At 60.8% G+C, this 17,918-nt stretch carries 15 protein-coding genes; 10 read left to right on the forward strand and 5 right to left on the reverse strand.

Annotated elements, in window-relative coordinates; translation table 11 throughout:
- Window positions 1–195 precede the first annotated feature (195 nt).
- The 10 genes from BMZ42_RS08500 to BMZ42_RS08545 all read left to right on the forward strand — a co-directional run bounded on the left by BMZ42_RS08500 (window position 196) and on the right by BMZ42_RS08545 (window position 11,125).
- Window positions 196–1,047, forward strand: coding sequence for a sugar phosphate isomerase/epimerase family protein (locus BMZ42_RS08500; protein WP_091520999.1), 852 nt, complete (start codon window positions 196–198; stop codon window positions 1,045–1,047).
- Window positions 1,044–2,555, forward strand: a complete 1,512-nt coding sequence (locus BMZ42_RS08505) for a sugar ABC transporter ATP-binding protein (protein ID WP_091521002.1) — start codon at window positions 1,044–1,046, stop codon at window positions 2,553–2,555. The genes BMZ42_RS08500 and BMZ42_RS08505 overlap by 4 nt, the downstream gene beginning before the upstream one ends.
- Window positions 2,552–3,544 carry an ABC transporter permease gene (locus BMZ42_RS08510; RefSeq protein ID WP_091521004.1) on the forward strand — a complete coding sequence of 331 codons (993 nt, stop codon included), beginning with the start codon at window positions 2,552–2,554 and terminating at the stop codon, window positions 3,542–3,544. Before BMZ42_RS08505 ends, BMZ42_RS08510 begins: the two co-directional genes overlap by 4 nt.
- Window positions 3,541–4,530 (forward strand): ABC transporter permease, encoded by a 990-nt coding sequence (locus BMZ42_RS08515; protein ID WP_091521007.1) that lies wholly within the window; start codon window positions 3,541–3,543, stop codon window positions 4,528–4,530. Before BMZ42_RS08510 ends, BMZ42_RS08515 begins: the two co-directional genes overlap by 4 nt.
- Window positions 4,531–4,567: 37 nt before the next feature.
- The gene (locus BMZ42_RS08520) at window positions 4,568–5,698 is read left to right on the forward strand and encodes a substrate-binding domain-containing protein (RefSeq protein WP_091521008.1); all 1,131 of its coding nucleotides are present in this window, start codon (window positions 4,568–4,570) and stop codon (window positions 5,696–5,698) included.
- 366 nt (window positions 5,699–6,064) lie between these two features.
- Window positions 6,065–7,243 (forward strand): quaternary amine ABC transporter ATP-binding protein, encoded by a 1,179-nt coding sequence (locus BMZ42_RS08525; RefSeq protein WP_091521011.1) that lies wholly within the window; start codon window positions 6,065–6,067, stop codon window positions 7,241–7,243.
- A 2-nt stretch (window positions 7,244–7,245) separates the two neighbouring features.
- Entirely contained in the window at window positions 7,246–8,178 is a 933-nt protein-coding gene (locus tag BMZ42_RS08530) for an ABC transporter permease (RefSeq protein ID WP_091521013.1), read from the forward strand.
- An 82-nt stretch (window positions 8,179–8,260) separates the two neighbouring features.
- The gene (gene proX, locus BMZ42_RS08535) at window positions 8,261–9,301 is read left to right on the forward strand and encodes a glycine betaine/L-proline ABC transporter substrate-binding protein ProX (protein WP_091521016.1); all 1,041 of its coding nucleotides are present in this window, start codon (window positions 8,261–8,263) and stop codon (window positions 9,299–9,301) included.
- A gap of 63 nt (window positions 9,302–9,364) precedes the next feature.
- Window positions 9,365–9,724 carry a helix-turn-helix domain-containing protein gene (locus BMZ42_RS08540; RefSeq protein ID WP_244523205.1) on the forward strand — a complete coding sequence of 120 codons (360 nt, stop codon included), beginning with the start codon at window positions 9,365–9,367 and terminating at the stop codon, window positions 9,722–9,724.
- 168 nt (window positions 9,725–9,892) lie between these two features.
- Window positions 9,893–11,125: a mechanosensitive ion channel family protein gene (locus tag BMZ42_RS08545; RefSeq protein WP_091521021.1), complete on the forward strand. Its 1,233-nt coding sequence runs from the start codon at window positions 9,893–9,895 to the stop codon at window positions 11,123–11,125.
- Here BMZ42_RS08545 and BMZ42_RS08550 read toward each other — a convergent pair.
- From BMZ42_RS08550 to BMZ42_RS08570, 5 genes are all read right to left on the reverse strand, one after another.
- Window positions 11,122–12,369, reverse strand: coding sequence for a glycerate kinase type-2 family protein (locus tag BMZ42_RS08550; protein WP_091521024.1), 1,248 nt, complete (start codon window positions 12,367–12,369; stop codon window positions 11,122–11,124). The two genes, BMZ42_RS08545 and BMZ42_RS08550, sit on opposite strands and share 4 nt — an antisense overlap.
- Window positions 12,370–12,455: 86 nt before the next feature.
- Entirely contained in the window at window positions 12,456–13,574 is a 1,119-nt protein-coding gene (locus BMZ42_RS08555) for a 5-methyltetrahydropteroyltriglutamate--homocysteine S-methyltransferase (protein ID WP_091521026.1), read from the reverse strand.
- A 73-nt stretch (window positions 13,575–13,647) separates the two neighbouring features.
- Entirely contained in the window at window positions 13,648–14,397 is a 750-nt protein-coding gene (locus tag BMZ42_RS08560) for a class I SAM-dependent methyltransferase (protein ID WP_091521029.1), read from the reverse strand.
- A 185-nt stretch (window positions 14,398–14,582) separates the two neighbouring features.
- On the reverse strand, window positions 14,583–16,613 hold the full coding sequence (paaZ, locus tag BMZ42_RS08565) for a phenylacetic acid degradation bifunctional protein PaaZ (protein WP_091521034.1): 2,031 nt from the start codon (window positions 16,611–16,613) through the stop codon (window positions 14,583–14,585).
- Window positions 16,610–17,848, reverse strand: a complete 1,239-nt coding sequence (locus tag BMZ42_RS08570; protein WP_091521037.1) for a cytochrome P450 — start codon at window positions 17,846–17,848, stop codon at window positions 16,610–16,612. Before BMZ42_RS08570 ends, paaZ begins: the two co-directional genes overlap by 4 nt.
- Window positions 17,849–17,918 lie beyond the last annotated feature (70 nt).

A 17,918-nucleotide genomic window follows, 5' to 3' on the forward strand; every position in this document is an offset into this window, starting at 1 on the left:
TGGCAGGAGAGTAGGTTCAGGACGTCAGAAAAGTCAAAGAGTTCTGTCGGTTTGCTTCGGGAGGAGAAGAAGCGCCAGCAGAGACAATGGCTTGGCCATTCGGTGTGCAGAAAAAGAACAAAGGTCGTCAGAGTCGCGACGGTGAAAACCAAACGTCGTGTGGCGATTGGCCGGAATGACGGCCGAGGGAGGAATATGCAGGTCGGCATCAATCTGTTGTGTCTTGCCGGGTTCATCACCGAGGCCCACCTGCCGCGCCTGCGGCAGTTGAAGCAGCTTGGCTATGACGGCGTCGAAGTGCCGGTGCTGACCGGTGATCCGGCGCATTATGAATGGCTTGCCGGCGAACTCGACGCCATCGGCCTGCGCCGCACCTCGACCTCCGTGGTGCCGTCGCCCGACGCCAACCCGTTGAGCAGCGATCCGGACGTGCGCGCGCGCGGGGTGGCGCATCTAGACTGGATCATGGAGTGCTCGCGCGCGCTGCGCTCGGAGTGCATTGGCGGACCGTACCATGCGCCGATCGGGCATTTTACCGGTTCCGGTCCCAGTGCCGACGAAATCCGCTATGGCGCGGAGGCGCATCACAGGATGGCCGAGACGGCGCAGCGCCACGGCATCAATCTGGCTCTGGAGCATCTCAACCGCTTCGAGACGCATTTCCTCAACACGATGGAACAGGCGAAAGCCTATGTCGATGCCGTGGATCATCCCACTTTCAGCATCATGTACGACACGTTCCATGCCAATATCGAGGAGCAGAAGCAGCCGCGCGCCATCGAAACGATCTCGGGACATATCGGCGTGCTGCATATCTCCGAGAATGATCGGGGCATTCCGGGGCGTGGGCATATCGACTTTGCCGAGGTGTTTTCCGCGGTGCGCCAGACCGGCTATGATGGCTGGGTGACGCTGGAAGCGTTTGGCGGCGGGTTGCCGGAACTGGCGGCGGCAACGCGCGTGTGGCGTCCGCTCTTTCCCGACTACGACACGCTGTTTGCGGAATCGATAGACTTCATCCGTCGCGGGTGGGATGCTGCGGCATGACACAGACGCCCGTCATTGAAATGAAGGGTATCGGCAAGCGCTTTCCCGGCGTGGTGGCGCTGCACGATGTCAGTTTTGCCTGCCAGCGCGGCGAGGTCCATGCGCTGGTGGGAGAGAACGGCGCGGGCAAATCGACGCTCATCAAGATCTTGTCAGGCGTGTACCAGCCCGATGACGGCGACGTTCTCGTCGAGGGCAAGCCGGTGCGGTTCCGGCATCCTGTCGATGCGCTGGCAGCCGGAATTTCGGTGATCTATCAGGAATTTTCGCTGCTGCCGGAACGCACGGTGACGCAGAATATTTTTCTCGGACGCGAGATCACCCGCAACTGGATGCTGGACGACGAGGCGATGCGGACCGAAACCCAGCGGGTGCTCGACATGTTCGGCGCCGGCAGCCGCATTGATCCCGATGCGCTGGTGTCGGAACTCGACGTCGCCTCGCAACAGATGGTCGAGATCGCCAAGGCGATTTCACTCAATGCGCGGGTTCTGGTGATGGATGAACCGACGGCAGCGCTCAACGAGTCCGAATGCCGCGAATTGTTCGAAATCGTCGACAAGCTGCGCGATCACGGCACGGCGGTGATCTACATCACCCACCGCATGCGCGAAGTGACGCGACTGGCGGATCGGGTGACTGTTTTGAAGGACGGCGAGGTGGCGGCGCGCTTCGACCATGTGCCGGAGCCTTCCGCCATCGTGCACGCGATGGTCGGGCGCGACATTGCCGATTTTTATGCGCCGTTTGCGACGGCGGACGAAATTGGCGCGACGGTGCTGTCGGTGCAGGGCGGCGGCAATAGCGCGCTGCGCAATATCGATTTCGAGCTGAAGGCCGGAGAAATCCTTGGCTTTGCCGGCATTCAGGGGGCAGGGCGCGTCGCGCTGGCGATGGCCATGTTTGGTGCGCGTCCGTTCGACACCGGCACCATGATGCTGGCGGGCGAAAAGGTGCATTTTACCCATCCGCGTCAGGCGATCCGCGCCGGCATCGGCCTGCTGCCCGGCGACCGCAAGGGCGAGGGGCTGACGTTGATGCAGTCGGTGCGCGACAATGGGATGCTGTCGCCGCGCGCCTTTGGCAGTCTCGTCGGCAGCCACAAGAAGAACGACTTTACCGACGTGTCCGGAATGGACGGACTGCTTGACCGCATGGAGGTCAAGGCGGCGTCTTATGATCAGGAGATCAAGCTTCTATCCGGTGGCAACCAGCAGAAGGCAATCGTGGCGCGCTGGCTGGCGCTCAAGCCCAAGGTGCTGATCTTCATCGAACCGACGCGCGGCATCGACGTCAACGCCAAGGCTGGCATCTACCATCTGATGCGCGATCTGGCGCGCGCCGGAGCGGGCATCATCATGATTTCGTCCGACTTGCCTGAAGTGATCGGAGCTGCCGACCGCATACTGGTGATGCGGGAAGGCACCATCGTTGCCGAACACAAAGCCGGCGCGAGCGAAACGGCGATCATGCTGGATGCAACGGGTGAAACGGAGGTGGCGGCATGAGCGATGCGACTGCCGGCTCGGTTCGCGCACCTGCCATGCGCGTCCGGTTTGAGCGATGGGCACCGGCATTGCTGCTCCTTGCAGCAGTGACCATGTATGTCGTCGCCTGCCTTGCAACCGGCCAGACCCAGTACCTCAACTGGAACAATTTTCTCGCCGTCATCGGGCGCTCCATCGCGCTCGGCATCACGGCGATAGGGCAGACCTTCGTGATCCTGGTGGCGTCGATAGATCTTTCTGTCGCCAGTCTGATCTCGGCGGTGGCCGTTCTTGCATCGGTGGTGATGAATGGCGATCCGGCCATGATTGTCCCGGCGATCGGCGCGTCTTTGATCCTTGGTGCAATCGTCGGGCTTATCAACGGGCTGATCGTGACCCGCCTTGACGTCAATCCGCTGATTGCCACGCTCGGCATGAGCCTTGTCATACAAGGATGCCTGTCGGCATTCGTGTCCAATTTTGCCGGTGCAGTTCCGACGCAGTTCCAGTTCTTTGCGTATGGGAATGTGTTCGGTCTGCCATTTGCAATCCTGTTCTTTTTCGCCCTCGCGCTGATCGCGTTCTTCGTGCTGCGGTTCACGCGGTTTGGGTCGAACATCTATGCCGTCGGGGGCAATCAGGATGCGGCGCGGTTTGCCGGTATCTCGACCGAAAAGGTGATCATCGCCGCGCATGTGATCTGTTCGCTGTGTGCGACCGTGGCGGGGCTGTATCTCGCGAGCCGGCTACGCTCCGGCGCGCCGTGGATTGGCGCCAACGGCGTTTACGATCTGGAATCGATTGCGGTGGTGGTCATCGGCGGCACCGTGCTGGCTGGCGGGCGCGGCGGCATCTGGGGCACGGTCGCGGGGGTGATGATCTTCTCCCTGATCGACTCGATCTTCAACGTGCTGGGCGTGGACGCATTCGTAAAGCAGGTCCTGCGTGGCATCATCATCGTCGCCGCAGTGGCATTCTACGCGGTGCGCACGAGGAGGATCGTGGCATGACCGACCACACGCTCTCCTCGCCTCAACCGAAACAGACACGGCGTCTGCCGCAGATCAATCCGGTCTATTTCATTCTTGCGGCCCTGATCGTCGCCATCATCCTCAACAATCCGAATTTCGTGGAGCCGAGCGGCTACATGAATTTCCTCAAGCGTGCCGCGCCGCTGGCAATTCTGGCCGCCGGCCAGGTCTACGTCATCGTGTCGGGTGGGTTCGATCTTTCGGTCGGCTCGCTGATCACGCTGGTGGTGGTCGGCTCGTCGATGCTGTCCAACAATGACCCGAGTTCAACCTGGTGGGTGATCTGCGTCATGCTGGGGATCGGGCTCGGTGTCGGGCTGGTCAACGGATTGGTGGTCTGCTTTCTGAAGGTTCCGTCGCTGATCGCCACACTGGGGATGATGATCACCCTCAATGGCATTGCGTTCATGTGGTCGGGCGGTGCGCCGCGCGGCTATTTGCCAGAGAGCTTTCGCTATTTCGGCCGCTTCAACATCCGCGACGTGCCGTTGATCCAGATGCTGCCGGTGGCTGTCATCGTTATGGCGGTGGTTGGCTTCGCGCTCTATTGGCTGATGCATCGCACAAATCTGGGACGCATGATCCACGCGGTCGGCGACAATCCGCGCGCTGCCCAGCTGGCAGGCGTTCCGATCAACCGGGTGCGGGTGTCCGCCTTTGTCATTTCATCGTTGAGTGCCGTGATTGCGGGTATCCTGCTCGGCGGGTTCGGCGGTGTGTCGACCGATGTCGGCACCGGCTACGAATTGCAGGCGATCACTGCGGCGGTGCTTGGCGGGGCCCAGCTTCTCGGCGGACGCGGCTCCGTGCCTGCGGCCATTGCGGGCGCACTGACGCTGACCGCAATCTTCACGCTGCTCAATTTCCTTGGTCTGCCACAGCCTGTGCGTCAGGTCGTGCAGGGTCTCATCCTCATCGCTGCGGTGGCGCTTGCAATGTATCGCCGCAAACGTACGGGGCAATAACAGTGAATTCACGATCATCGAAAGGGAGGAACCACCGATGAAGCAAGTCCTGACATATGCTACCGCAATTGGATTGGTACTGGCATTGGCCGGGACCGCCGGGGCGCAGAACTTCAACGATCCGGAAGAATTCGCCCGTCAGAAGGAGCAGCTGACCATGACCCCGCACGGGCCGGAAGGTCAGCCATGGGTGCAGTATCTGGTCGATCAGATGGCTGACACGTCCAAGTACAAGAAGGAGGGCGCTTCGACGGTCTGCTTCTCCAATGCCGGCGTCAACAATCCGTGGCGCGTCGTCGGCTTCACCAACATGACGCAGGAAGTTGCCCTGCATCCGGAAATCGGCAATTTCGTGCATGTTGATGCCGAAGGCTCGGATGACAAGCAGATCGCCGACATTCAGGACCTTCTGGCAGGCGGCAATTGCGACATCCTCATCGTGTCGCCGAACACCACTGCCGCCCTGACCCCTGCGGTCGAAGCGGCCTGCGCCAAGCTGCCGGTCATCGTCTTCGACCGTGGCGTGCAGACGGATTGCCCGGTGACGTTCATCCATCCGGTTGGCGGTTACGGCTTTGGTATCCAGGGCGCGCAGTTCATTGCTGACAACGTCGAAAAGGGTGGCAACGTCCTGATGCTGCGCATCCTGCCAGGCGTCGACGTTCTTGAAACGCGTTATTCCGCTGGTCGCCGCATTCTCGATGAGGCGGGCCTCAATGTCGTCGGCGCGGAATTCACCGACGGTGACAACGCCAAGACCAAGTCGATCGTTGAAGACTATCTGCAGCGCGGCAAGATCGACGCTGTCTGGATGGACGCGGGTGCAACCGCGGTTGCGGCCATCGAGGCGTTTGAAGATGGCGGCCACGACATTCCGGTGTTCGTCGGTGAAGACCAGCAGGACTTCCTGCAGAAGTGGCGCGCGCTCGACATGAAGGCGATTGCGCCGACCTATCCGAGCTACCAGTGGCGCACGCCGATCATCGCGGCGGTCAGTATCCTGAAGGGTGAATCGGTTCCGGGACCGGAATGGGTTCTGCCGCAGCCGGCCGTGACACAGGACAATCTCGACAGCTTCATCAATGAAAAGATGCCGCCGCTGCACTACGCAATGTGCGGGTGTGAAGACATGCCGAACTATCCTGAAGCCTGGGGTGGAACGAAGTAAAACAGAACCGCGTCGCAAGCCAAAGGGCGTCCTTCAAGGGCGCCCTTTTTCGTTTTCGGCCAAATTTTGCGATCCGACTGCCGCGTTTTTCATGCCCCGAAGATCGTGGAAATGGGCAAATCCAGATTGCGCAAATCGGACATATTCGGTCGGTTTCCACCTCTTTATATTCCGTTGCGTAACGTATCATTCGTTGATTGGGTGGACCCGGAGTGGTTTCGTCGTTAGGGTTCCGGTGGAGACGTTCGCTGTCTCGGCTGAGGGAACGCTGAGTATTGCTGTTCCTGGTGGGGATGAATGAGGATCAGAAAAGGGTTCAATTTGGGTCATTAGTGGCGCTTGTATTTGAATCCATGGAATTTATTCATGGGCTATAAGATCGAAGCTAAGAAACTCTACAAAATATTCGGTTCTGACCCGGATAGTGCATTAGAACTACTCAGGCAGGGCCGTACAAAGGACGAGATTTTTCGCGCGACCGCACAGACGGTCGGTGTTCAGGATGTAAATTTCCGCGTCGCGGAAGGTGAAATATTTGTCGTCATGGGCCTGTCCGGCTCGGGAAAGTCGACACTGGTGCGGATGATCAACGGCCTCATCAAGCCGACATCCGGTGAAATCCTGATCGACAGCGTTGACGTGGCCAGCTGTTCAGCGGAACAGCTGCGCAAGGTCCGCCGCGAGAAGGTTGCGATGGTGTTTCAGCACTTCGCGCTTTTCCCTCACAAGACTGTTGTCGACAACGTTGCGTTCGGGCTGAAGATCCGCGGGATCAGTGCAGCGGAACGGCGGGAGCGCGCGCAAACCGCGTTGGAGCAGGTTGGGCTGGGTGCTCGCGCCGACAGCTACCCGGATGAACTTTCGGGCGGCATGCAGCAGCGTGTCGGGCTGGCGCGCGGATTGGCGTCGGAGCCGGAAATCCTCCTGATGGACGAGCCGTTCAGTGCGCTTGATCCGCTGATCCGTGGCGACATGCAGCAGGAATTGCTCGAACTCCAACGGGTGTTGAAGAAAACGATCGTTTTCATCACGCATGATCTGTCTGAGGCGCTCACGCTGGGCAACACGATCTCCATCATGCGCGGTGGCTTGATTGTTCAAACCGGCACCGCAGAGGAAATCGTCGGCAGCCCGGCAGATGACTATGTTACGGCCTTCACCAAGGACATCGACCGGTCCCTGGTGTTCAAGGCCGGAAGCATCGCAACGCCGCCATGCTCGATGGAAGTCGCAACGCTCGACGCTGGTGCAGCGCTGGCCCAGATGGAAGACTTCGGCGTCGACGGGATGCATGTGACAGAGAATGGCAAGCTGGCCGGGCTCGTGACCTATCGCGATCTCAGCGCGGCCGTGCGTGCCGGGGGGCCGGTTGCCGGGGTGGTGAGGCGCGACTTCCCGGTTGCGACCTCGCAGACGCGGCTGTTCGATTTGTATCCGCTCGCGGAGAAGGGACTGCCGATCGCATTGAGTGACGAAGCGGGGATTCTGGCTGGTGTTGTGCAGCCCAGTGCCGTCTTCACGCAACTGAACAGCGGGAGGGCGTAATCGTGTGGAGTCCTGGTGAAGATCTCACGATCCCGTTTGCCGCCTGGGTAAACTCTTTCGTTCGCGACTGGCTTGTGCCCAACTTCCGTCCGACATTCCGTTCGATGCAGTGGCCGGTGACGCAGGTGCTCAACGGGCTGTCGGCATTTCTGAATGCGACGCCGATGATCGTGTTCACGCTGGCGCTTGCGCTGATTGCATGGCGCGTGGCGGGGCGTGGCGTGGCGCTGTTCACATTGCTTGCGCTGTCGTTCATCGACATGATCGGCCTGTGGTCGGAGACGATGACCACGCTGGCAATGGTCGTGACTGCGGTGTTTTTCTGCGTTGTGCTCGGCGTTCCGCTTGGTGTTGCGGCGGCGCGCAGCAATCTGTTCCGTGCGATCCTGCGTCCGATCCTCGACATCATGCAGACCATTCCGTCGTTTGTTTATCTGGTGCCGATCGTGATGCTGTTCGGTGTCGGCGTGGTGCCGGGGATCATCGCGACCATCATCTTTGCGCTGCCGCCGATCATTCGCCTGACGGATCTCGGCATCCGCAACGTGCGCGAAGATCTGACAGAGGCAGCCATCGCTTTTGGCGCGACCTCCTGGCAGATGCTGATCGAGGTCCAGTTTCCGCTGGCGATGCGCACTGTCATGGCCGGGCTGAACCAGACCCTGATGCTCGCGCTGTCGATGGTGGTGATCGCAGCGCTGATCGGGGCAGGCGGACTTGGTTTGACCGTCTTTACCGGTCTTGGACGACTGGATGTCGGCAATGCGACCGCCGGCGGCGTCGGGATTGTCCTGCTCGCGATCATTCTGGATCGTATCAGCCAGGCGATGGGCGAAGCTCAAGGGCAGCGCGGACCATCCCTGCTGGACACTTTGAAATCTGTTTTTTCGCTGCGATCTCAGGGAGAAGCGGCGAAAACCGAAAGGGCAGGCTAATCCTGCTCCAATCGCGTCCTTTGCGCGGTTCTCATGTTCCCGGCTCAGGCGGGTACGCAAGAAGAAGACAAGGAGAACACTCATGACCAACCCATCATTGTCGCGGATTTTCGCGATCGCTCTCGCGGCGGGCACCATGCTGACGATGCCCGTTGCAGCCTTGCATGCGCAGGAAGGACCAGGAGCAGGCAAGACCGTGCGCATGGCGCAAGCCACCTGGGATACCGGCTGGTTCGAGGCCGCCATCTACAAGCAGTTGATCGAAAAGCTCGGCTATACGGTTGAAGGGCCGACGACGCTCGACAATCCGCCATTCTATCAGGCCGTGGCGCAGGGCGATCTGGACCTGTGGGTGAACGGCTGGTTCCCGCTGCACAATTCCTATGAGAGCACGTATTCGCAAGGTGCCGAACTGGTCGGCTACGTCGCCAAGGGCGGCGCTCTTGAAGGTTATCTCGTCGACAAGGCTTCGGTCGAGAAATTCGGCATCAAGACGCTCGACGATTTCAAGCGCGATGACGTGAAGGCGGCTTTTGACCGGGATGGCGACGGCAAGGCGGATCTAGTTGCCTGCCCGCCGGGCTGGGGCTGCGAAATCACCATCGAACACCACATGGATGCGTACGGCTTGCGCGATCACGTCAACCCGATCAAGGCGAGCTACTCCGCGTCGATGGCCGATGCAGTTGCCGCTTACGGCGAAGGCTCGTCGATCTTCTTTTATACCTGGACGCCAAACTGGACGGTTGACGCCCTGAAGCCAGGTGAAGACGTCATGTGGATCGAAGTTCCGGAAGTGAACCTGCCGGAGGCGCAGAAGGATCTGGAGTCGGCTGCTACGCTTCCGGGCGTGACCGGTTGCGTCAACGATCCATGCAAGCTGGGCTTCCCGGCCAACGACATTCGTCCGGTGGTGAATTCGGAATTCCTGAAGGCCAATCCATCGGTCAAGGCATTGCTGGAAGCTGCGTCGATCCCGATTGCCGACATCTTTTCACAGAATGCCAAGATGAATGATGGCGAAGGCAGCAATGCCGATGTCGAACGCCATGCCACCGAGTGGATCGCGGCCAATAGCGATCTGGTCAATGGCTGGATCGAAACGGCACGTGCGGCCAAGTAATGAAAAGCGGCAACGGCGCTTTGTCGCCGTTGCCATCTTCTGCGTTGAGAAGGAATGAGTTCGATGAATGCCGGCACGTACGATGACGACACGCTGGGCGGACGGATGTCGTTGTGCAGGGAGAACCGGGGAATGAGCGTCGAGGAGGCTGCGGGCCATCTTGGCGTGTTGGCGGAAAGCTGGGAAGCCTGGGAGCGCGACCGCGACGTTCCGCGCGCCAATCGACTGAGCATGATCGCGGGTCTGCTGGGGGTGACCCCGTCATGGCTGCTCTCTGGCCAGGGCGCAGGACCGGTCGAGGTCAAGACGACGGAGCCAGACGATCTTCTGCGGGCCGTCAAAGACGCGTCCGAAGAAGTGGCGGCCTTGAACAAGCGCATTGACGACATCGCAGCCAGACTTGCACAGCGAAACAAGCTGTAGGGCAGCCCACTCAGAAGGGGCGGGAGCTTCGTTACCTGTCCAGCCAGATGAATTAAACATGGAGAAGCCGCCGATATCCGGTAGGGTATCTGCGCGCGGTGCCGCATTTTTGCCAGCGGGGCCGTGCAAGAGGCGCGGGTCTTTCGAAGTGAGTTTCCGGGAATTGTAATGTTTGACGAACTGGTGAACGTTCATCCGCTGGTTGCGACCGGTGGGGCGCTCGTGCTTCTTTCCCTGGCGGCGTTGTTCGCAAATTTCGTCGTCAAGGCGCTGTTGCTGCGTGGGTTGAACAAGGTTTTGACCTACACCGCCTATGGCCGCGACCCTGAACTGCGCCGTCACGGGTTCATCGAGCGCCTCGCGAACGTGATGCCTGCGCTGGTCATTTCCGCCGGGATCGCTTTGGTGCCGCATCTTCCGGCATTTGTCGTTGCGGTCGTGCAGAACGTGGCGACGGCGTTCATCATGCTGATGGTCGCGATGGCGATCAGTGCCTTCTTCAACATCATCGACACCATCTATCACCGGCGTCCGGAAGCGCGGATGAAGCCGATCAAAGGCTATGTCCAGGTGGTCAAGATCGCCGTCTATGTCATCGCCGCGTTGCTGATGATCGCGACGCTGGTGGACAGATCGCCGCTGATCCTGCTGTCGGGTCTTGGTGCCATGGCAGCGGTTCTGATCCTGGTGTTTCAGGACACGCTGCTGTCGCTGGTGGCAGGCATTCAGATTTCCTCGACCGACATGGTGCGTGTCGGCGACTGGATCGAGATGCCCGGCCAGAATGCCGACGGTGACGTCATCGAGATCGCGCTCCATACGGTGAAGGTGCAGAACTTTGACCGCACGATCACGACGGTGCCAATCCGCAAGCTGGTGACCGACCCGTTCAAGAACTGGCGCGGCATGCAGGAATCGGGCGGGCGCAGGATCAAGCGTTCGCTGTATCTCGACCAGACCAGCGTCTCGTTCCTCAGCCCGGAAGATCAGGAGCGTCTGGAGGAGTTCGGCCATCTGGAGACCTATCTCAAGCACAAGCGCGACGAGCTGGCCGCGTGGAACGCCAAGTTGGGCGCGCGCGCGCGGGTGCCCGCGAATACCCGTCGTTCGACAAATCTCGGCACCTTCCGGGCTTATGTCGACAATTACCTGCGCAACCATCCGGGCGTGCACAAGGGCATGACGATCATGGTGCGCCAGTTGCAGCCGGGGCCGGAAGGGCTTCCGCTGGAGATTTACTGCTTCACCAACACCGTGGCGTGGGTGCAGTATGAAGGCATCCAGGCAGACATTTTCGATCACCTGATCGCGATCCTGCCGGAGTTCGGCTTGCGCGTATTCCAGAACCCGAGTGGCAACGACCTGCGTGCAATGACGCAGGCAGAGGCCGCTCTGGTCTAGACAATCAGGATCGCGCGGAAATCGTTGACATTGGTGAGGGTGGGGCCGGTGATGACCTGATCCTCAATCGCCGCAAAGAAACTGTGGGCGTCGTTGTCGAGGAGCGCCGCCTTGGCGTCAACGCCAGCTGCGGGGGCCTTGGTCAGCGTGTCCGGTCCAATCACCGCGCCGGCAATTTCAGCGGCTCCATCGACGCCGTCAGTATCGCAGGCGATGGCGAAGATGCCGTCTGCGCCATTCAACGCGATGGCAAGGGCAAGGCAGAATTCCGCGTTGGGGCCACCGGACCCATCGCCAGTGCGCGTGACGGTCAGTTCCCCGCCGGAGAGCAGCAGGAGCGGCGGTGAGCCTGCTGGGCGTTCCGCCTGGTAGCGCAAGGCAAGTTGTGCCTGTTCCTGCGCGACGATCCGCGCTTCGCCCTCAAGGTCGGTTCCGAGCACGACGACTTCACAGCCTTGCGCCATTGCCATGTCCGCCGCGGCGGCAATGGATTGCGCTGGCGCGGCAATGACGCGGTTTTCGGTGGAGGCAAGACGCGGGTCGGCCGAACCAACCACCATGCTTTCGCGCAAAGCGGCATCGACCTGTGGCGAGACCGGAATTTTCCACTTGTCCAAAATGGCGCGCGCGGTCGAGGACGCGCTGTCTTCGGCGACAGTCGGCCCGGAGCCGATGATGGCAGGCTCGTCGCCCGGCACGTCCGAGATCATCAGGCAGAGCATCGATGCGGGGTATGCGGCCGCTGCGAGTTGGCCGCCCTTCACACAGCTGAGATGTTTTCGGACGAGGTTCATCTCGCCGATTGGCGCGCCACTGGCGAGAAGGGCCGCATTGATGGCCTTCTTGTCCTCAAGCGTCAGGCCCGGCGCGGGCGCGCAGAGCAGGGAAGACGCACCACCTGAGATCAGTGTGAGCACGAAATCGTCTGCGCCGAGGCTGGAGAGAAGCGCGAGCATCCGCTCGGTCGCGGCGACGCCCGCAGCGTCGGGCACGGGATGTGCAGCCTCGACAATCTCGATGCTCTGGCAGGGGCGGGCGTGTCCGTAGCGGGTAATCACCAGGCCTTCGCACGGACCCCACGCCGCCTCAACGGCTTCCGCCATCCGGGCACTTGCCTTGCCGGCACCCACCACAACGACGCGGCCTGGAGGGCGCGGCGGCAGGTGGTTCGGAACGATGAGCATCGGGTCGGCGACTGCAACCGCGCGTGAAGAAAGCTCTCGCAGGAGGCTGAAAGAAGTCATCGTGAGCACTCTTCCAAAATGGCAAGCGCGAACCATGGCCGAAGTAAAAAGCCGCTGCGGGTGCAGCGGCTTTTCGTATGTCGGAATCAGGCTTCGCCCCAGACCGCCTGCGCCGTCGCCGTCACCAGTTCCAGCTTGCGGCGCTGGTCGTCTTCGGTGATCGAATTGCCTTCCTCGGTGGAGGCAAAGCCGCACTGCGGCGCGATGCCGAGCTGGTCGAGATCGGCATATTTCGATGCTTCGTCGAACTTGCGCTTCAGATCGTCGAGGCTTTCCAGCTCTGCGGTCTTCGTGGTGATGAAGCCCGGATAGACGCGCTGCTTGCCCTTGGAAAGCAGGCGCAGCGGCTCAAGGCCGCCGGCGCGGTCCGTGTCGTATTCCATGAAGAACAGGTCGACGCCGGTCTTGTTGAAGATCGCATCGGCAGCCGGATCGTATGCGCCTTCGGCGATCCAGGTCGACTTGAAGTTGCCACGGCACATATGCATGCCGATCAGCATGTCTTCGGGGCGGTTCTTGATCGCCTCGTTCATCATCCAGGCGTACTGGTCGATCAGCCAGTCGGGATCGGTGCCTTCAAGCTTCTTTTCTTCGCGGATTTTCGGATCGCACAGATAGGCGAAGAAAATGTCGTCCATCTGCAGATAGCGGCAGCCAGCGTCATAAAATGCCTGCACAGCCTTGGCGTAGGTCTTCGCGAGGTCGGCGAACAGCGCCTCGATGTCGTCGCGGTATGGCTTGTAGCCGATGTCGGCGTTGGCGACGCGGAAGTGGCAGCAGCTCGGGCCGGGGATCGAAATCTTCGGCGTCACCGAGGTCACGGATGCGAGGAAGCGGAAATGCTCGAGCATCGGATGATCGTCGGGGAAGTCGACGGCGCCATTGATGGTCGGGAAGATCGGGCGGGTGTTGGCGCCCTTGAAGTTGTGGCCGGTGGAGACGTTGCGCTCGACGAACTCGAACCCCACGAGGTCCTGCATGAAGTCATAGTGCCAGAACGAGCGGCGGATTTCGCCGTCGGTGACGACCTTGAGGCCGACCGATTCCTGAAGCTTGACGACGTCGCGGATCGCCTCGTCTTCGACTTCTTTCAGCTGCTCAGCCGAAATCGTCTTTTCGGCGAACTGCTTGCGGGCAACCTTGACGGATTCCGGGCGAAGAAGCGAGCCAACGTGATCGGCGCGATAGAGTGGCGTATGAGACATGATTTTCCTCTGGGTAGCGCGAACAATGCAATCGGTCGAATGACGTGTCGTCGCTCTATCAGCTTCGCTCGCGCTATTCCACGTCGAATGGCGCGACCGAAGCCAGAGCGCCCTCGGCGTAGGTGAGCGAAAATCCCGATGCCACATCGCCGTGCGTCAGCACGATTTCCAGCCTGCTGCCGTCGAGCCCGGCGCTTTCGAATTCAATCTGCTCGCCATTTTCCCAGGCCGTGCCCGTGATTTCCTGATATTTCTGTTCCAGCTCGATCCGGTATGTCTTGCCGGAACTTTCCCATTCCCACGTTCCCGCGATCTGCGCGGGCACGACCCATTTGTAGATGTTGATGCCGTTGATCTTCAGGCGTTCGTCCGCCTGCCAGTCGCCCATGTCGAAAGCGTGCGAAACGATGCGGGTGCCGGGGCGCAACTCCTTGAGCAGTCGGGGGCGAAGCTGGACGTTGATCGACTGCAGAAGATAAAGCGTCACCACCGTGGCGGGGCTGACATCGACCGTGAAAATGTCGTCCTCGATGAAATCGACGAGATATTCGACACCGGCCCAGCCGGCAAATTCCATCGCATCGGCAACCCGGACGGGGTCAATGTCGATGCCGACGCCATGCGCGTCGCGTTCCTTGGCTGCCGCGATCAGGATCCGCCCATCGCCGGACCCCAGATCATAGACGACGTCTTTGGAACCGACGCGTGCCAGATTGAGCATGGCGCTGACGACTTCTTCCTCGGTTGGCACGAAGGGCACCGCGAGAAAGAAATTGTCGTGCTCGGTGGAGTAGTTGTCGATGTCGTAGGAATTGCTGAACACGGGATTTGCCTGTGATGGAACCGATGATGGAGCACCGCCACGGAGCGCCAGGTCACCTGCTGCCTGTGTTCAGACAGCAGAACCGGGGCGCTCGACGTGGCCGAGCTGATGGTACATTTCCCCGGCTATGTAGGGCAGGCGGCAGCTAAATGCCATGCCGCCTCCAAAATGCGACATCTTCTCGATCAAAGGGCATTCATGGTCAGCAGCTCGTAGGCTGCAACCTGCTCGTCGCTCTGGTTGAAAACGGCAACATCCCAGCGCACCTCGCCATACTCGTCGTTGCGCCGGGTTTTGTGTTTCGCGGTCAGGCGAACCTTCAGGCTGTCGCCGGGCGAAACCGGCTTCATGAAGCGCAGATTGTCGAGCCCGTAGTTCGCGAGAACCGGGCCCGGAGCAGGGTCCACAAACAGGCCAGCTGCAAAGCTCAGGATTAGATAGCCATGCGCGACACGGCCGGGGAAGAACGGGTTCGCCTTGGCGGCGTCCTCGTCCATATGGGCATAGAACGTGTCGCCGGTGAAATTGGCGAAATGCTCGATGTCGTCCAGCGAAACTGTCCGGCTTTCAGTCCATAAGGTGTGACCGAGATCGAGCTCCGAGAAGCGCATCCTGAATGGATGGCGTTTTTCCTCGTCTGTTGTTGAGCCCGCGACCCATGTCTTCGTGATGGCGCTCAACAGATCGGGACTGCCCTGGATCGCCGTGCGTTGCATGTAGTGCATGACGCCGCGAATGCCGCCCATTTCCTCGCCGCCACCGGCACGACCGGGGCCGCCATGGATCATGTGCGGCAGGGGCGAGCCGTGGCCGGTTGCATCCTTGCCGGTGTCGCGGTTGGCGAAGTAGAGGCGGCCATGATAGGCGCCAGACGCCTCGACCATCTGCCGCGCGACTGCGGGGTCATGGGTGAACACCGACGCCACCAGCGAGCCGCCGCCGCGATTGGCGAGCGCCGCAGCATGGCCAATGTCGCGATAGCCCATGACGGTCGATACCGGCCCGAATGCCTCGACGGAGTGGATGTGATCGGCTTTGTCGGGATCGTCGCAGGCAAACAGCAGCGGCGAGATGAACGCGCCGTTTTCGGCATCCGCGCCTTCGACCGTTACCTTGTCGGCGTCGCCATAGACCAGCCGCGCCTCGCGCGCGATGATCGCTGCCTTCTCGCGCACGTCGTTGCGCTGGGCGATGCTGGCGAGCGCACCCATGCGGGTTGCCTCATTGCGTGGATCGCCGATGACGGTCTTTGCCAGTCTGCCCGACAGCGCTTCAATCACCGCCTCGCGCGCGGCATCCGGCACGATGATGCGGCGGATTGCCGTGCATTTCTGGCCGGCTTTGGCCGTCATTTCGCGATGCACTTCCTTGATGAAGGCGTCGAACTCTGGCGTGTCAGGAGTTGCGTCCGGACCGAACACCGAAGCATTGAGCGAATCCTGCTCGGCGATAAAGCGGACAGAGTTGGAAAGCAGGTTTGGCTTGCTGCGCAGCATCGAAGCCGTGGCCGCGGAGCCGGTGAAGGAGACGACGTCCTGCGACATCAATCCGTCGAGCAGATCGCCGGTAGACCCTGCGACGAACTGCACTGCGCCGTCGGGCAGGATGCCGGACTCGATGATCATGCGGAATGCGGCTTCGGCCAGCCATGCGGTTGCGGATGCCGGCTTGACGATGGCGGGTACGCCCGCCAGCAGTGTCGGCGCGAGCTTTTCCAGCATGCCCCAGACGGGGAAATTGAAGGCGTTGATGTGAACGGCGACACCATGCAGCGAGGTGGCGACATGCTGGCCGAGGAAATTGCCGCTGCGGGACAGTTGCTCCAGTGCGCCATCAATGAAAATGGTGTCATCCGGCATCTCACGCCGGCCCTTCGAGGCGTAGACGAACAGGGTCGCAATGCCGCCGTCAATGTCGATCATCGAATCGGATTTGGTCGCGCCGGTCTCATAGGACAGTTCATAGAGCGGCTCGCGGCGCTCGTTGAGATATTGCGCCAGCGCCTTCAGCTTTGCAGCGCGTTGATGAAATGTCAGGGCGCGCAAGGCAGGACCGCCGACAGTGCGCGCATGATTGGCCATGGCCGGAAAGTCGAGGTCGTATTTGCCAAGCTGCGCGAAGCTTTTGCCGGTGATGGCGCTGCGCAGCGGCGTCAACTGTCCCTGTGGTGCGATCCATTTGCCGGCGGCGTAGCTGTTGAGGGTGAGAATTGTCATGGCTGCTCCTCTGGCGTGACGCGGGCGGGAAAGTTGGAAAAGCCGCGGAAGCGCACGCGGCCAGTACGTTGCGGCTGGCCCGACAGCTGGTAGTCAGGAAATCTGTGCAGGAATCTGCTGATTGCAATGCGCCCTTCCATGCGCGCCAGCGAGAATCCGGCGCACAGATGCGGTCCTTGCCCGAAGGCGAGGTGGCGGTTTGGTTTGCGACCGAGGTCCAGAGTGTCCGGGGTTTCGAACTGGCGGGGGTCGCGGTTGGCAGCGCCGATGCAGAGATGAATGCGCGTGCCTGCAGGGATTTCCTCATCGTGGAATGTCACAGCCTCCGTCGTCATCCGGTTGCCCAGCTGGTTGGGTGACTGGAAGCGCAGGAACTCGTCGACCGCCGTGTCGATCAGGTCTGGATTATCGATCAGACGCTGCTTTTCTTCCGGCCATTCGATCAGTTCGAACAGCGCATTGCCGATCAGGTTGGTGGTCGTCTCGTGTCCGGCATTGAGGATGAAGATGCAGTTCTGCAAAAGTTCCTCATCCGATAGTTGCTCGCCCTCATTGCCGTTCAGCAGGCGGGTCAGCACGTCGGTTGCCGGATCGCCGGGACTTTTGCGCCGGCGCGCCGCCAGATCGGCGAGATAGGCCTTGAATTGCGTGACCGCGCGGTTGCCCAGATCGTGCTGCTCAGGCGTCAGCGTCGGCTCCAGCGCGCCGAGGATGGCCAGCGACCAGTCGCGCAGCGGTCCGCGCTCCTCATGCGGCATGACGAACAGATTGCCGATCACCTCAACCGGGATCGCCGAGGCAAAATCCTCGATCAGGTCGACGTCGCGCTTTTCAGCCATATTGGCGAGAAGGCTGTCGACCAGCGCAACAAGGCCCGGCTCCAACGCCGCAATTGCCCGCGGCGTCAGGGCGCCCATCATGATCTTTCGCACGCGCGTATGCAGCGGCGGATCGCTGAAGACCAGGCTGGTCGTGTGATGGTCATAGAGCGGCGTCGCGCCGAATTTCGGCAGGAACTCGACCTTCTTGTCGGACGAAAACGCCTTGGTATCGCGATAAACCCTGTCGAGATCTGCATATCGTGACAGCATCACCGAGCCATCGGCAAAGCGTTTCACCGGGGCGTGTTCCAGAAGCGCGCGATAGGTTGGAAAGGGGTCGTCCGCAAAGCCGGGCGGCAATGCGGTGATCTCGAACGAAGCCGCAAGCTCCTCGTCTGCCCTATGCTCTGCCATGCACGGTTCCTCCTCCCGCGAATTCCATGAGTATAATTGACCGTCTGGTCGGTTTATGCAAGTCTGAACT

It is taken from the genome of Aquamicrobium aerolatum DSM 21857 (genome assembly GCF_900113935.1).
GTDB classification, from domain to species: domain Bacteria; phylum Pseudomonadota; class Alphaproteobacteria; order Rhizobiales; family Rhizobiaceae; genus Aerobium; species Aerobium aerolatum.

Excerpts from the sequence above, each read along its gene's own strand:
- BMZ42_RS08515 (WP_091521007.1), top strand. The coding sequence starts at position 3,541 with ATGACCGACCACACGCTCTCCTCGCCTCAACCGAAACAGACACGGCGT.
- paaZ (WP_091521034.1), bottom strand. The coding sequence starts at position 16,613 with ATGACAATTCTCACCCTCAACAGCTACGCCGCCGGCAAATGGATCGCA.
- BMZ42_RS08550 (WP_091521024.1), bottom strand. The coding sequence starts at position 12,369 with ATGACTTCTTTCAGCCTCCTGCGAGAGCTTTCTTCACGCGCGGTTGCA.
- BMZ42_RS08525 (WP_091521011.1), top strand. The coding sequence starts at position 6,065 with ATGGGCTATAAGATCGAAGCTAAGAAACTCTACAAAATATTCGGTTCT.
- BMZ42_RS08545 (WP_091521021.1), top strand. The coding sequence starts at position 9,893 with ATGTTTGACGAACTGGTGAACGTTCATCCGCTGGTTGCGACCGGTGGG.
- BMZ42_RS08570 (WP_091521037.1), bottom strand. The coding sequence starts at position 17,848 with ATGGCAGAGCATAGGGCAGACGAGGAGCTTGCGGCTTCGTTCGAGATC.
- BMZ42_RS08555 (WP_091521026.1), bottom strand. The coding sequence starts at position 13,574 with ATGTCTCATACGCCACTCTATCGCGCCGATCACGTTGGCTCGCTTCTT.
- BMZ42_RS08510 (WP_091521004.1), top strand. The coding sequence starts at position 2,552 with ATGAGCGATGCGACTGCCGGCTCGGTTCGCGCACCTGCCATGCGCGTC.
- BMZ42_RS08540 (WP_244523205.1), top strand. The coding sequence starts at position 9,365 with ATGAATGCCGGCACGTACGATGACGACACGCTGGGCGGACGGATGTCG.
- BMZ42_RS08520 (WP_091521008.1), top strand. The coding sequence starts at position 4,568 with ATGAAGCAAGTCCTGACATATGCTACCGCAATTGGATTGGTACTGGCA.
- proX (WP_091521016.1), top strand. The coding sequence starts at position 8,261 with ATGACCAACCCATCATTGTCGCGGATTTTCGCGATCGCTCTCGCGGCG.
- BMZ42_RS08505 (WP_091521002.1), top strand. The coding sequence starts at position 1,044 with ATGACACAGACGCCCGTCATTGAAATGAAGGGTATCGGCAAGCGCTTT.
- BMZ42_RS08500 (WP_091520999.1), top strand. The coding sequence starts at position 196 with ATGCAGGTCGGCATCAATCTGTTGTGTCTTGCCGGGTTCATCACCGAG.